Genomic DNA, 13,675 nt, shown 5'->3' on the forward strand with positions numbered 1-13,675 from the left:
GAGAAGACGGAGAGAGGGGCCGCGCCGTGAACGCCGAAAGAGCCGGTGGCGATCGGGAGACGCCCGCCCGCAGGCGCGGCCAGGGCGAGCTGGAGGCCCAGGTGCTGTCGGTGCTGGGCGAGGCGAGCGAGCCGGTGACCGCCGCCTGGGTGCTGGAACGGCTCGGCGCGGACCTCTCGTACAGCACGGTCATCACCATCCTGACCCGGCTGCACGCCAAGCAGGCGGTCGCGCGCACCGGGCGGGGGCGCCCCGTCCTGTGGGAGCCCGTCGCGAACGAGGCGGGCCTGGCCGCCCTGCGGATGCGCCGGCTCCTCGACAAGCAGAGCGACCGGGACGCGGTGCTCTCCAGCTTCGTCTCCGTCCTCTCCTCCCACGACGAGGACCTGCTGCGGTCCCTGCTCGCCGAGAGCGGACCCGACGGCACCGGCGCGCCCTCGGACCGGCCGGAGCGCTGACGATGGGGGTCTTCGTCTACCTGCCCCTCGTGCTGCCCCTGACCGCGCTGCCGATCGCGCGCCTGGCCGAACAGCATCTGCACCCCCGCAGGGCGGCCCGGCTGCTCACCACCGTCGCCGTCATCCTCGCTTCCTGCAGCCTGCTGTGCCTCGGACTGCTGGTGGTCGTGGGCACTGCCCAGCTGCCCGGCAACCCGCTGCCCGACGGCTGGTCCGACGACGAGGTCCGCGAGGCCGTACCGCACGACGCGTTCGCGGGCAAGGCGTCCATCCTGGCGCTCGTCGTGGTGGCCGCGGCCTGCGGATTCACCGTCCACCGCCACTTCCGCTTCCGGTCCCGGGCCCACCGGGCGCTCCGCGGACTGGGGCGGGCCGGCGACGTCGCCGTGCTGCCCGACGCCGTCCCGTACGCCTACGCGCTCCCCGGCTCCCCGGGGCGGGTGATGGTCTCCACGGCCATGCTCGCCTGCCTCGAACCGGCCGAGCGCCGGGCGCTGTTCGCCCATGAGCGGGCCCACCTGACCGGGCGTCATCACCGGCTGCTGCTCGCGACCCGGCTGGCCGGCTGCGTCAACCCCCTGCTGTGGCCGTTGCTCGGGGCCCTGGTCTACAGCACGGAGCGCTGGGCGGACGAGGAGGCGGCCCGGGTCACCGGCGACCGCCGGCTGACCGCCCGCGCGGTCGGCAAGGCGGCGCTCGTCGCCCGCCCGATGCCCGGCGGAGCGGCCTTCGCCGCCTTCGCCACCGCGGGCCCGGTGCCCCGCCGGGTGGCGGCGCTCCTGGGGCCGGTACCGCCGGACCGGAGTTGGCCCCCGGCCCTCACGCCGGCCGGGGCCGCCGCGCTCGTCGCCGCGGCCGGGACGACCGTCTCCGCACTGTCCTCGCTGAACGCGGCCGTCGCTCTGTTCCTCGTCCTGGAGGCGGCGACCCCGCTGTAGCAGGTGTCCGTTCAGTAATGAGATGCCCCTTTGGCGTACGGTTCTCGTCACGGCAGCCACCCCCGGACTGCCCATCTACTCCGCTGTAGAGTTCATGGACCGCAGGCCCGACCGTGGGCAGAGCCGGGAACGTACCGGCGCGGCGGAGCGGGCCCCACCCCTCCACACAGTGGCTGGAACCACCCAGCCGGACAGGAGCCACGCGTTGTATGCCAGTACGGGCCCTTCGGGGCCTGACCTTCGCCCTCCGGGGCCTGACTTCCACCGCATCCGGCCCGCCGCCGACGAGGCGGCCACGGCCCGGCCCGGACGCCGCTCCCACGGGGCGGGAAACCGGTGATCGCCGCGCTGTTCGGCCTCCTGGCCGTCTTCGTCCTGACCGCGGGAACCGGCTACTTCGTGGCCCAGGAGTTCGCCTACGTCTCGGCCGACCGCCTCACCCTCTCGCGCGAGGCGGCGGCCGGTGACAAACGGGCCGCCCGCGCCGTGAAGGTGCTGGAGCGTCTCTCGTTCATGCTCTCCGGGGCACAGCTCGGCATCACCGTCACCGGGCTGATCGTCGGCTTCCTCGCCGAGCCGTCCGTCTCCACGCTGCTGCGGCCCGCCCTCAGCGGCACCGGCGTACCCGACGGCGTGGTCTCCGGCATCTCCGTCGTGCTGTCCTTCGTGGTGGCGACCGTCATCCAGATGGTCCTGGGTGAACTCGCCCCGAAGAACCTGGCCCTCGCCATCCCGGAGCGGATGGCGAAGTCCCTGGCCGCCTCCACTCTGATCTACCTCCGGGCCGTCGGCCCGGTGATCCGTATCTTCGACAGCGCCGCCAACCGGCTGCTGCGCCGGATCGGCATCGAACCCGTCGAGGAACTGCACCACGGCGCCACCCTGGAGGAGCTGGGCCACCTCATCGGCGAATCCCACGAACAGGGCGAGCTGCCCGCCGCCACCGCCGAACTGATCGACCACGCCCTGGAGTTCTCCGAGCGGACCCTGGGCGAGGTGATGATCCCGCGCGCCGACGTGGCGTTCGTCCGCCGCGACGCCCCCGCCACCGAGGCCGTCGAGCTGATCGCCCGGCACGGGCACTCCAACTACCCGGTGCTCGGGGACCACCCGGACGACCCGGCCGGCGTCATCGGCGTACGGGAGCTGATGCGGCTGCCCGCCGCCGACGTCGCGAGCACCACCGTCGGCTCCCTGGCCCGCCGCCCCCTCCTGCTGCCGGAACTGCTCAAGCTCCCGGCGGCGGTCGCGCAGATGCGGGAGCGGGACGACGAGTTCGCCGTGGTCCTGGACGAGCACGGCGGTCTCGCCGGGATCGTCACGTACGAGGACATCGCCGAGGAGCTCGTCGGGGACATCGCCGACGAGTCCGACACCGTCGTCGAACTCGCGGTCGCCGACGGCTCCGGCTGGATCGTGGACGCCGGCCGCCGCCTCGACGAGATCGAGGAGGCCACCGGGATCGAACTGCCCCAGGAGAGCGACGACTACGACACCCTGGCCGGACTGATCATCGACCGGCTGGGCCGCTTCCCGACGGTGGGGGACCGGCTGACGGTCTCCGGTGTCCGGATCGCCGTCCGCTCGCTGGACCGGCACGTCGCCGAGTACGTCCGCATCGAGCGCGAGGACCGCACCGCTGAGCCCGATCGGACCGCCGACGCCGATCGCACCGGACAGGAGCCGCAGGCATGAGCTTCCCCCTGGCCCTCTTCGTGACCGTCCTGCTGCTGATCGGCAGCGGCTTCTTCGTCGCCGCCGAATTCGCCCTGGTCGCCTCCAAACGACACCGTATGGAACAGGCCGCCGCTCGCGGGCAGCGCGGTGCCAAGGCCGCGCTCGCCGGAATGCGCGAACTGTCGCTGATGCTGGCGGGCGCCCAGCTCGGCATCACCATCTGCACCCTGGGCCTCGGCTCCGTCTCCAAGCCGGCCATCTCGCACGAGCTGGACCCGCTGCTGGAGAAGCTCGGACTGCCCGCGGCCCTCAGCTACGGCATCGCCTTCGCGCTCGCCATGATCGTCGTCGTCTTCCTGCACATGGTCGTCGGCGAGATGGCCCCCAAGTCCTGGGCCATCGCCCACCCCGAGCGCTCCGCGATGCTGCTGAGCCCGGCCTTCCGGGCCCTGGTCAACGCCGTACGGCCGCTGATCCGGCTGATGAACTGGATCAGCAACGGCCTGGTGCGGCTCTGCCGGGTCACCCCGCGCGACGAGCTGACCTCGGTGCACAACCGGGACCAGCTCACCCACCTCATCGAGGAGTCCGAGCGGCTGGGGCTGATCAGCCACGGCGACTCCGGCCTGATGACCCGGTCCCTGACCGAACCGCAGGCCCCGGTCTCCACTCTCCGGATCCCGGCCGAACGGATCGCGACCGTCCCGGCCGACGCGGGACTCGACGAGGTCCTGGCCACCGCCGCCGACGCCGACCGCACCCGCCTGCTGGTACGGGACGGGGAGGAGGTCCTCGGATCGGTGCACGCCCGGGACGCCCTCGTGGCCCGCGCCGGAGGCCGGGCGGTCCTCGCCCGGGACCTGGCCCGCCCGGTCCCGGAACTCGCCCCGGACGCCACCGCGGCGCACGCGGTGGAGCAGTTGCGCGAGCGGCGCGCGACGATCGCCGTCGTACGGGACGGGGAGGGCCGGATCACCGGACTGGTCAGCCTGGACGACCTGCTCGCCAGGCTGCTGCACCCGCCGACGGCCGCCTGAGCGGCGCTACGGGTCCCGACGCTCGGTCGTCTCCCCGCGGATCACCCGGGGAGTCGGCCGGGCGTCGTCGTTCGCGGCGCCAGGGCCGGTGCCCGGGGGAGCGGGCTGCGGGGTGTCCTGCTCCTTGAGGGCCCGCTTCTCGCTCTTGAGGATGCGGGCGGCCTTGCCGGCGGACCGAACCAGATCCGGCAGCCTCTTGATGCTCAGGACCACCACGATCACAAGAAGAACGAGGGTGAGTTCGCCGATCCCCAACATGGCTGCTGCTTTCTCTGGAGCCGTCTACGACGGAGATAATCTACAGGTCTGTAGAGCAGGTCCGCCCCGACGAACTCGATCAGATCAAGGAGCACTTCGTCGACGTGGCCCGCCGCGCCCCGCGCCCCGCCGGCGGCTCGGACCCGGAGCCGGAACGAGGCGGAACGCCGTGTTGAGGACATGGTCGGCCACATCGCGCGATGGCTTGTCCGTGAGGTCGGTGAGCAGCCGGGCCAGCAGGTCGAGGAGGAACGGCGAGCCCATGACGTACCGGTTGAGGACCGGCTGGAAGCCCGAGCGGCTGAAGACCAGGTCGGCCGCGGTGTTGCCGAGCCGGTAGTAGCGGCCCCAGCGGCGGTTCATCTCCACCGGGTAGCCGCGCAGTACCTGTTCGCGGCGGGGGCCTTGGGGGTGCGCCAGGGCGAGGGCCGCGGTCTCGGCGGCCACCTCGCCCGCCTCCATCGCCTGGGCGATGCCCTCGCCGTTCCAGGGGCTCACCATCCCGCCGGAGTCGCCGACCAGCAACAGCCCCCGGGCGTACAGCGGATGGCGGTTGAAGCCGAGGGGCAGGGCGGCGCTGCGCACCGGGCCCTCCGCGTTCTCCTCGCGCAGCCCCCACTGCTCCGGGGTGCGGGCCAGCCACTGGTCCAGGGTGGCGCGCAGGTCCGCCTTGCCGTGCCGCCGGTGGGGAAGCGCTCCGAGCCCGACGTTGACCCGGCCGTCGCCCATCGGGAAGATCCAGCCGTAGCCGGGAAGGTACGGGCCCCCGTCCGGGAAACGGAGGTCGGCCCACAGCTCCAGGTACTCCTCCCGGGAGCGTTCGGGGCTGCGGTAGTAGCGCCGGGCGGCGGTCGCGATCTGCCGTCGCGGGTCCCGCTCCAGGCCCAGCGCCAGGGCGAGGCGGGCGGACGCCCCGTCGGCGGCGATGACGACCGGCGCGCGGAAGCCGGCCGGCTCCGGCACGTCCGGGGAGTCCGAGGACGCGACGACCCCGGTGACCCGGCCCGCCCGGTCCGTCAGCGGCCGCTCCGCCTTCCAGCCGCTGTACAGCCGGGCCCCCGCCGCCACCGCGTGCCGGGCCAGGATGTCGTCGAAGTCGTGCCGGCTGCGGGAGAGGCCGAAGTCCGGGTAGCGGCCCAGCGACGGCCACTCGATGTGCACCCGGTGCTTCCCGGCCACCCAGCGCATCCCGCGCGAACGCGTCCAGCCCGGTGCGGTGATGTCGACGCCCATCCGGATGAGCTGGTGCACCGCCCGCGGGGTGAGACCGTCGCCGCACACCTTCTCCCGGGGGAAGCGGGCCTTCTCCAGCAGGATCACGTCGACTCCGGCCCGTGCCAGGTGGTACGCGGCCGAGGAGCCGGCCGGGCCCGCCCCCACCACGATCACCTGGGCGTCCGTATCCGTACGGGACTCCTCCCGTGCGCCCGCGTCCGTCGGCTGCTCCCGCATGACCACCCCTTCGTCAACGGCCGTTGCCTGCCGGGGCGGCAGCCCCGGGCAACATCATCGATCAGGAAGGGCCGGGGCGGTACCCGGCGTCCGGACAACGGGGATGGCGGGGGCGGGCCGCCCGTCCGGTGCGTCAGCCCTCGCCGCCCCGGGCCGCCGCCGCGGCGACCTGGTGCAGCGTCCGTCCCGTACGGGCGGACCGGGCGTGGTACGGGTCGGGCGAACCGGGCCGGCCGCGAACGGCGAGGCGGTCGTTGGCCTTGATCAGCAGCCAGGCCTCATGGCCGCCGCTGTCCGGCTCGTCGCCCTTCTGGATGCGGGTGAGCGCGAACTCGCCGTGCAGCTTCGACCCGTACAGCCAGAACGTCGCGTGACCCAGCTCCAGGGACTCGGAGAAGGGGACGGAGTCGCCCTGCCCGTCGTGTCCGAGCGGCCGGTAGGTGCCCTGGTCCCAGACGATGACCGTGCCGCTGCCGGACTCGCCCCGGGGGATGACCCCCTCGAACTCGCGGTACTCCAGAGCGTGATCCTCCGTCGGCACGGCGAGCCGGCGGTCGCTGGGGTTCTCCGAAGGTCCGCGAGGCACCGCCCAGGACTTCAGTACGCCGTCGACCTCCAGCCGGAAGTCGAAGTGCAGCCGTCGCGCGTCATGGATCTGCACGACGAAGTGGGGCCGCGGTGTGCCGTCGTTCTCCACGTCGTGCTCCCTTCGCCGCCCGGTCCGTATCTCCACTCTGCCGCCGCCCCGGGGGAACCGCACGACGGGGCCGCTGCCTTCAGGTGCATATGCCAACGGGGCATGCCGTTCCTTCTCCGGTCCGGACCAAGTTATTGACGGCTCCTGTGGCACTCCCTTAAATCAAGAATTGAAATATGCGCCCGAGGTGATCGCCCCAACCGTTCACCTCTCGGCGTTGACCTGTCATGCGCATGCCCTCCATCTGTATGTCCCCCCACGCGAAGTGATGTGATGACCGTGCACCCCACGCACTCCACGGCGCGCAGCGTCTCCCGGCGCCGCCGCGTCGCCCTCTACGCGGCCTCGCTGCTCTGCTGTTCCGCCATCCTCACCGCACTCCCCGGCGGAGCCTCCGCCGCGCCCGCAGGCGACTCCCCGGCCCCCGTGCCAGGAACCATGGCCGTCGCCTTCGAGGACCAGTTCGACGGGCCGGCCGGCGCCGGTGTCGACGGCGGCAAGTGGCAGATCGAGACCGGCGACAACGTCAACAACCACGAGCGGCAGTACTACACGCCGGGCAACGACAACGCCGCGCTCGACGGCCAGGGCAACCTCGTGATCACCGCCCGGAAGGAGAACCCGGGCAACTACCAGTGCTGGTACGGGGCGTGCGAGTACACCTCGTCCCGGCTCAACACGTCCGGGAAGTTCGCCGCCGCCTACGGCCATGTCGAGGCCCGGATCAAGATCCCGCGCGGCCAGGGCATCTGGCCCGCGTTCTGGATGCTCGGGGACGACTTCGGCAACGTCGGCTGGCCGAACAGCGGCGAGATCGACATCATGGAGAACGTCGGCTTCGAGCCCGGCACGGTCCACGGCACCCTGCACGGCCCCGGCTACTCCGGCTCAGGTGGGATCGGCGCCGCGTACACGCTTCCCAACGGGCAGGCGTTCGCCGACGACTTCCACACCTTCTCCGTCGACTGGGCGCCCGACTCCATCACCTGGTCCGTCGACGGCAACGTCTTCCAGCGGCGCACCCCCGCCGATCTGGGCGGCAACCAGTGGGTGTTCAACAAGCCCTTCTTCCTCATCCTGAACCTCGCGGTCGGCGGCTACTGGCCCGGCGACCCCGACGGCTCCACCCGGTTCCCGCAGCAGATGGTCATCGACTACGTCCGGGTGACGACGTCGTGACGGCCGACGGCTGACCGGGAGCCCTGAAACGTGGACGGCGGCAGAGGTGCTCCTGCCGCCGTCCACCCATCCACATCCCCCGTCCACCCGCCCGCCCCGTCCGGCACGAGAAGCGGAATAGCATGATCCTCATGGAACAGCGCACACTCGGCAGGACCGGCCGTGACGTCTCGGTCGTCGGACAGGGCACCTGGCAGCTCGGCGGTGACTGGGGCGAGGTCGCGGAGGACGACGCGTTCGACGTCCTCGACGCGGCCGTCGAATCCGGCGTCACCTTCTTCGACACCGCGGACGTGTACGGGGACGGCCGCAGCGAACAGCTCATCGGCCGCTACCTCAAGAACCGCCCCGACGCGGACGTCTTCGTCGCCACCAAGATGGGCCGCCGCGCCGACCAGGTGCCGGAGAACTACGTCCTGGACAACTTCCGTACCTGGAACGACCGTTCCCGGGCCAACCTCGGCACCGACACGCTCGACCTCGTACAGCTGCACTGCCCGCCCAGCAGCGTCTACTCCTCCGACGCCGTCTACGACGCCCTGGACACCCTGGTCGCCGAGCAGCGGATCGCCGCCTACGCGGTGAGCGTCGAGACCTGCGCCGAGGCTCTCGCCGCCATCGCACGCCCCGGCGTCGCGAGCGTGCAGATCATCCTCAACCCGTTCCGCCTGAAGCCGCTCGACGAGGTCCTCCCGGCGGCCGCCGCCGCGGGCGTCGGCATCATCGCCCGGGTCCCCCTCGCCTCCGGCCTGCTCTCCGGCAAGTACACCGAGGACACCGTCTTCGGCCCCGAGGACCACCGCACGTACAACCGGCACGGTGAGGCGTTCGACCAGGGCGAGACGTTCTCCGGCATCGACTACGCCACCGGCGTCGCCGCCGCGGCCGAGTTCGCCGGGCTGGCCCCGGAAGGCGCCACCCCCGCGCAGACCGCGCTGCGCTGGATCATCCAGCAGCCGGGCGTCACCAGCGTGATCCCCGGGGCGCGTTCGGTGGAACAGACCCGCGCCAACGCAGCTGCCGCCGCCCTGCCGCCGCTGCCGCAGAGCACGCTGGACGCCGTGCGGGAGCTGTACGACCGGTCGATCCGCGGGGAGGTCCACGGCCGCTGGTGACGGCGACGGGCCAAGGGGCGGCGAGCGGGACTCAGTCGTCCTGCTCGTCCTCCCCGTCCCCGTCCCGGTCTCTGTTCCTGTCCCCGTTCCCGTTCCCGTTCCCGTCCCTGTCGACGTCCTGCTGCCGCGTGCCCTGCTGCTGATCGCCGTCCCCGACGTCCTGCGAAGGAGCCGAAGGAGCCGAGGGGGTCGACGGGGTCGAGGACGGGCTCTGGTCCGGTGTACCGGCGGAACTGGAGTCCGGGGAGAACAGGATCATCCCCAGATACACGGCGGCCAGGAACGTCGCCGTGCCCGCGATGGCGCTGGCCACCCTGGGGCGCCGCCGGATCGCCTCGCGAGTACTGCGACGGCGGGCCGGAGCCGAACGGGCCGGCGCCTGCCGTCTGCGCCCCGTGGGCCCCGGGAGCCGGTACGTCGTCGGGCCGACCGGTGCGGACGGGGCCGCGGGAGAGGGCTTCGGGGCCATGGGTGCGGTCGCCCGGTGCGACGTGGGCGTCTGCGCGGGGAGCGGCTCCGGCCGGCCGCGCCAGGCGTCGGTGCGGAACCAGTCGGAGACCTGCTGCGCGGTGGGCCGCTCCTCGGGCTGTTTGGCCAGCAGCCCGAGCAGATACGCGTCGAAGGCGGCGGAGATCTCCACCCCGCGCTGCCGCAGTGGGACCGGTGGGGTGTCGACATGCTGGTACAGCGTCGCGGTCGCCGTGTCGGAGCGGAACGGGGGCTGCCCGAGCAGCAGTTGATAGACGACGCAGCCCAGGGAGTACATGTCGGAGGCCGAGTCGGCGGTACGCCCCAGGGCGCGCTCGGGGGCCAGGTAGAGGCTGGTGCCGACGATGTGACCGGCCGTCGTCAGCGCGGTGGAGGGATCGTCGACGAACTGGGCGATCCCGAAGTCGCCGATCTTCACCGAACCGTCCGCGTCCAGCATGAGGTTGCCCGGCTTGATGTCGCGGTGGACGATCCCCTGGCGGTGCGCGGCGGCAAGGCCGGCGGCCGCCTGACCGGCGATCCGGGCGACCAGTTCGGGATGGACGCGCTCCTGGGCGGCCAGCAGGTCGCCGAGGCTCTGCCCCTCGACCAGCTCCATCACCAGGAAGAACCGGTCCTCCCAGGCGCCGAAGTCGAACACCGCCACCAGGTGCGGGTGGCTCAGCCGGGCGGCGGTCTGGGCCTCCAGCCGGAAGCGGGCGGTCGACGAGGCGTCCGCCTGGTCCCCCAGCAGGAGCTTCACGGCCACGGCGCGTCCCAGCACCTCGTCCGTGGCGCGCCACACCTCGCCCATGCCGCCACGACCGATGGGGGATACCAATCGGTACCGACCAGCTACCAGCACCTGTACACCTATCTCGAATGGTGGCCCGCTCCGGCTGTCGGCACCCCGGGGCACCCGGTCTCCGGCGGAGTCCTGGGCGGTGCGGCGAACGACATGATCAGGATATCGGTCCGGCGGAGCCCGGATGCCCCGACGGCCCCTTCACCGGGCCCGGCTGACGGCCCGCCACGCATTCCGGCCCGCGCCATGTGCGCGGACGCCGTCGCGGCCGGGGCGTTTCCCGGGTGCCGGACCGTCCGCCGGAACACCTCTCCGGTCAGCCCTGAACGCTCCCGGGGCCCGGCCGGTCCCGGTCGCCCGCCGCGCGGCCCACGGACTCCACCAGCGGCAGCACCCGGTGCGCCACCCGCTCGCGCAGCGCCACATCGGTCCGGGTCCTGACGACCCCCGGCAGCTGGATCAGCCGCTGGATCACGTCCTCCAGGTGCCCGTTGTCCCGGGCGACGACGCGGGTCAGCAGATCGCCGCCGCCCGTCGTCGAGAACGCCTCGATGATCTCGGGCACGGCCGCCAGCGCGTCACCCACCTCGACGAGATGCCCCTGGGTGACCTCCAGGTGGACGAAGGCCAGCACGGGGTGGCCGAGCGCGGCGGGGGAGAGGGTCGGACCGGTGCCGGTGATCACGCCGTCCCGCTCCAGGCGGTCCAGCCGTGCCTGCAGGGTGCCGCGGGCCACGCCGAGGATGCGCGCGTACTCACGGACGCTGGTGCGCGGCTGCTCGATCAGCAGGCGCAGGATCCGGGTGTCGAGAGCGTCCACCGCCATGATCCGCCGATCTCCTTCCGAGCCGTCCTGTCCGGCCCCGACTGTACCCAGGGTGAGGGGGCCGTCCCGGACCGTCGAGGCGGCGGCAGGCGCACCACCCCTCATCCGCGGCTGTCCGTCACCCGCGGTCCTCCGTGATCCGCGAGTGTCCGGCACCCGTCACCCGGACGACGACGACAGGACAGCCATCACCACGACCGTCAGACCGAACTGGGCCACGGCCGCCGCCCAGAACCGCCCCCAGCACAGGGCCAGCCCGATCGCCGCCAGCACGCCCCCGCTCCACAGCAGCTCCGTCATCGGGAGGACGGGGTCCTCACCGTTGTGCGCCGCGGCCCAGCCCTGCATACCGACGGCCAGCCAGGCGCCGCCGCCCACCAGGAGGTCGAGCGGTAAGAGGCCCAGGAACACCAGAAGGTTAGATGTGCCGGTGCGCGGCTCGCGCCGCCGCCCGAGCCCGGCCGGGCGTACACCCATGTCTCTGTCCAGGTCCATGTCGGGATCCTGCGCCGGGGAGGCTCTCCGGGGGATGAGTACGCGTACTCATCCCCCGGATGGTCCGTTGGCATGCTGATGGCCGACCTGCCGACCATTCCACTGGTCCATTGGTACAGGATATTCCTCCCGGTTTGATCCAAGCGCCCGCCGGATGCTGCAATGGTGGCGTCGATGGCGCTGCGGACTTCCGCGGCGCCTTTTTCATGCGAGTTCTGCGGCGGCGCGGAAGGGGTGGAAGCGTGCTGAAGAGGGTGTTCGTGGCGCCGGACCCGGGGCGGGTCCGGCTGCGCTTCGCCTCCCGTGCCGTGCTCGGCATCGGTCTCGCCGTCGCGCTGTGCGGGCTCGTCGGGCATTCCCTCGTCGCGGCCATCACCGGCGGCCTCGCGGCTCTGCTCGCCCTCTTCACCGTGACCGACCCGACGGTGCGCGGGCAGGCGGTCACCACCGCCCTTCTCCCCGCCGCCGGTCTGCCCGTCCTCGCCGTCGCGGCGGTCCTGCACGACCAGCCCCTCGCCCGGGACCTGATCTTCCTCGCCGTGATGGGTACGGGCGTGTACGCCCGGCGCTGGGGACCGCGCGGTCACGCGCTGGGCGTCTTCGCCTTCATGATGTTCTTCGCCGCCCAGTTCCTGCACACCGAGCCCGGCCAGCTGCCCGAGCTGTACGCCGCCGTGGCGCTGTCCCTGTGTGCCTCGTCCATCGTGCGCTTCGGCCTGTGGTGCTACGAACGACGGCTGCCGCTCCCCGCCCAGCCCGCTCCGCCGGAGCTCCGGGGCCGGCTGCGCGTCACCACCCGGCAGGCCGTCCAGGCCACCCTGGGCGGGGCCTTCGCGCTCGGCATCGGGCAGGTCCTGTCCGACGAGCGGTGGTACTGGGCGGTCGGCGCCACCTGGTGGGTCTTCGTCAACACCACCTCGCGCGGCGAAACGCTCGTCCGCGGATTCCGCCGCGTCCTCGGGACCGTCATCGGCATCGTCTCCGGCTTCGCCGTGGCCATCCCGCTCGACGGTGCCGCCGTCCCGACCGCCCTCGTCGTCGCGATCGGCGTCTTCGGCATCTTCTACTCGGCGGCCGTCTCGTACAGCTGGATGATGTTCTTCGTGACCCTGATGGCCGGCATGCTCTACGGCGCGCTGGGCGTCCTGGGCGCCGCCCTGCTCTGGCTGCGCGTCGCGGAGACCGCCGTCGGCGCGCTCGGCGCCGTCCTCGCCGTGCTGCTGGTCCTCCCCGTCACCACCCACGCCATCACCGACGCCTGGATCCAGAAGGCGCTGCGGTGCGTCCACGCCTGCACGGCCGAGGCGGCCGACCGGCTCGCCGGGTCCACGCTCGCCGACCCCGCCCCCCGCGTCGCCGAACTGGAGATGCTGCTCGGCCGGGTCCGGCTCTCCCTCGCTCCGCTGGTGCACCCCCTGAGCCCGCTGCCGGCCCGCAAGGCGCGCGCCCGCCAGGTGATCGCGCTGCTGGACGACTGCGTACGGGAGGTGCGGGGGCTGGCCTCCATCGCCGCCGACCCGGACGCCTCGCACGACGCGCGGCTGTCGGCCGCGTGCTCCCGGGTGGAGGCGGCCGTCGAGGCCCTGACCGCGCCCGAGGGCCCTCGGGGCTTCCACCTGCCCGAGCTGCCCGGCGTCGCCGTGGACCCGGCCCTGGCCCACCTGCACGGTCTGGAGCGGGCGCTCGCCGGACTCGTCAGCCCGCTGAGCCACGCTCCCGGAGCTGCGGCCACCAACGCCTGACCTTCGGAGGCGGCACCCTTCCCCGCACCGTCGAGGCGCTCCTTTTGCCCGTGCATGTCCGCCATGGCAGCCTTGCCCGTAAGGGGAGAAACAAGGCGAGAGTTCGTTGCCGCCGTCCTCCACCGGGCGGTGGCCCGAGCATGTGGAGATGGACAGCGTGGCAACATCCCTGCAGCACCAGCCGCATCCCGGACACGACCACGCGCACGGCGAAGGCTGTGGGCACGTGGCGGTCCCTCACGACGATCACGTCGACTACGCGCACGACGGTCATCTGCACCGTGAGCACGAAGGCCACACGGACGAGTGCGAGGCCGCCGGGCATCACGAGCATGCCGGCCACGACCACGTCCACGGTGAGAGCTGCGGGCACGTGGCGGTCCCGCACGGCGACCACCTGGACTATGTGCACGACGGCCACCGTCACGCGGCTCACGCCGGCCACTGGGACGACCACTGACCCCGTCCCGGGTCGGCTGAAGGCGACGGCCGCTCACCCGGTGAGCGGCCGTCCGTCCCGTACGGTGA

14 protein-coding genes are annotated in these 13,675 nt (G+C 72.7%); 8 read left to right on the top strand and 6 right to left on the bottom strand.

Annotation, left to right across the window (positions count from 1 at the left end):
• The first annotated feature begins 26 nt into the window (after nt 1-26).
• From IE140_RS31200 to IE140_RS31215, 4 genes are all read left to right on the top strand, one after another.
• Nucleotides 27-458 carry a BlaI/MecI/CopY family transcriptional regulator gene (locus tag IE140_RS31200; RefSeq protein WP_093437812.1) on the top strand — a complete coding sequence of 144 codons (432 nt, stop codon included), beginning with the start codon at nt 27-29 and terminating at the stop codon, nt 456-458.
• Nucleotides 459-460: 2 nt separating this feature from the next.
• Nucleotides 461-1,396: a M56 family metallopeptidase gene (locus IE140_RS31205; protein WP_150195371.1), complete on the top strand. Its 936-nt coding sequence runs from the start codon at nt 461-463 to the stop codon at nt 1,394-1,396.
• 336 nt (nt 1,397-1,732) lie between these two features.
• Nucleotides 1,733-3,091, top strand: a complete 1,359-nt coding sequence (locus IE140_RS31210; RefSeq protein ID WP_093437808.1) for a hemolysin family protein — start codon at nt 1,733-1,735, stop codon at nt 3,089-3,091.
• On the top strand, nt 3,088-4,110 hold the full coding sequence (locus IE140_RS31215) for a hemolysin family protein (protein WP_093437806.1): 1,023 nt from the start codon (nt 3,088-3,090) through the stop codon (nt 4,108-4,110). The genes IE140_RS31210 and IE140_RS31215 overlap by 4 nt, the downstream gene beginning before the upstream one ends.
• 6 nt (nt 4,111-4,116) lie before the next feature.
• On the opposite strand, the gene IE140_RS31220 is transcribed toward IE140_RS31215, so the two are convergent.
• From IE140_RS31220 to IE140_RS31230, 3 genes are all read right to left on the bottom strand, one after another.
• Nucleotides 4,117-4,368: a twin-arginine translocase TatA/TatE family subunit gene (locus IE140_RS31220; protein WP_109177554.1), complete on the bottom strand. Its 252-nt coding sequence runs from the start codon at nt 4,366-4,368 to the stop codon at nt 4,117-4,119.
• An 84-nt stretch (nt 4,369-4,452) separates the two neighbouring features.
• Nucleotides 4,453-5,820 (bottom strand): geranylgeranyl reductase family protein, encoded by a 1,368-nt coding sequence (locus tag IE140_RS31225; RefSeq protein ID WP_109177553.1) that lies wholly within the window; start codon nt 5,818-5,820, stop codon nt 4,453-4,455.
• Nucleotides 5,821-5,953: 133 nt separating this feature from the next.
• Entirely contained in the window at nt 5,954-6,517 is a 564-nt protein-coding gene (locus tag IE140_RS31230; protein ID WP_032769377.1) for a DNA polymerase ligase N-terminal domain-containing protein, read from the bottom strand.
• A gap of 273 nt (nt 6,518-6,790) precedes the next feature.
• Here IE140_RS31230 and IE140_RS31235 point away from each other — a divergent pair, with 273 nt between their 5' ends.
• Together IE140_RS31235 and IE140_RS31240 are read left to right on the top strand one after the other, a co-directional pair.
• Complete coding sequence (locus tag IE140_RS31235) at nt 6,791-7,696, top strand: glycoside hydrolase family 16 protein (protein WP_150195373.1); 906 nt, start codon at nt 6,791-6,793, stop codon at nt 7,694-7,696.
• Between the two features lie 122 nt (nt 7,697-7,818).
• On the top strand, nt 7,819-8,811 hold the full coding sequence (locus IE140_RS31240; protein ID WP_150195375.1) for an aldo/keto reductase: 993 nt from the start codon (nt 7,819-7,821) through the stop codon (nt 8,809-8,811).
• Nucleotides 8,812-8,842: 31 nt separating this feature from the next.
• Here IE140_RS31240 and IE140_RS31245 read toward each other — a convergent pair whose 3' ends face one another.
• From IE140_RS31245 to IE140_RS31255, 3 genes are all read right to left on the bottom strand, one after another.
• On the bottom strand, nt 8,843-10,093 hold the full coding sequence (locus tag IE140_RS31245; RefSeq protein ID WP_229826964.1) for a serine/threonine-protein kinase: 1,251 nt from the start codon (nt 10,091-10,093) through the stop codon (nt 8,843-8,845).
• A gap of 307 nt (nt 10,094-10,400) precedes the next feature.
• Nucleotides 10,401-10,910 carry an Lrp/AsnC family transcriptional regulator gene (locus tag IE140_RS31250; RefSeq protein ID WP_032769374.1) on the bottom strand — a complete coding sequence of 170 codons (510 nt, stop codon included), beginning with the start codon at nt 10,908-10,910 and terminating at the stop codon, nt 10,401-10,403.
• Nucleotides 10,911-11,069: 159 nt separating this feature from the next.
• Nucleotides 11,070-11,405, bottom strand: a complete 336-nt coding sequence (locus IE140_RS31255; protein ID WP_150195379.1) for a hypothetical protein — start codon at nt 11,403-11,405, stop codon at nt 11,070-11,072.
• A 242-nt stretch (nt 11,406-11,647) separates the two neighbouring features.
• Between IE140_RS31255 and IE140_RS31260 the strand changes: the two genes are divergently transcribed.
• Both IE140_RS31260 and IE140_RS31265 read left to right on the top strand, forming a co-directional pair.
• Complete coding sequence (locus IE140_RS31260; RefSeq protein WP_150195381.1) at nt 11,648-13,147, top strand: FUSC family protein; 1,500 nt, start codon at nt 11,648-11,650, stop codon at nt 13,145-13,147.
• 148 nt (nt 13,148-13,295) lie between these two features.
• A complete protein-coding gene (locus tag IE140_RS31265; protein ID WP_032769369.1) occupies nt 13,296-13,607 on the top strand; it encodes a hypothetical protein in 312 nt (103 codons plus the stop codon).
• Nucleotides 13,608-13,675 lie beyond the last annotated feature (68 nt).

It is taken from the genome of Streptomyces parvus (assembly GCF_014648875.1).
GTDB lineage: Bacteria > Actinomycetota > Actinomycetes > Streptomycetales > Streptomycetaceae > Streptomyces > Streptomyces parvus.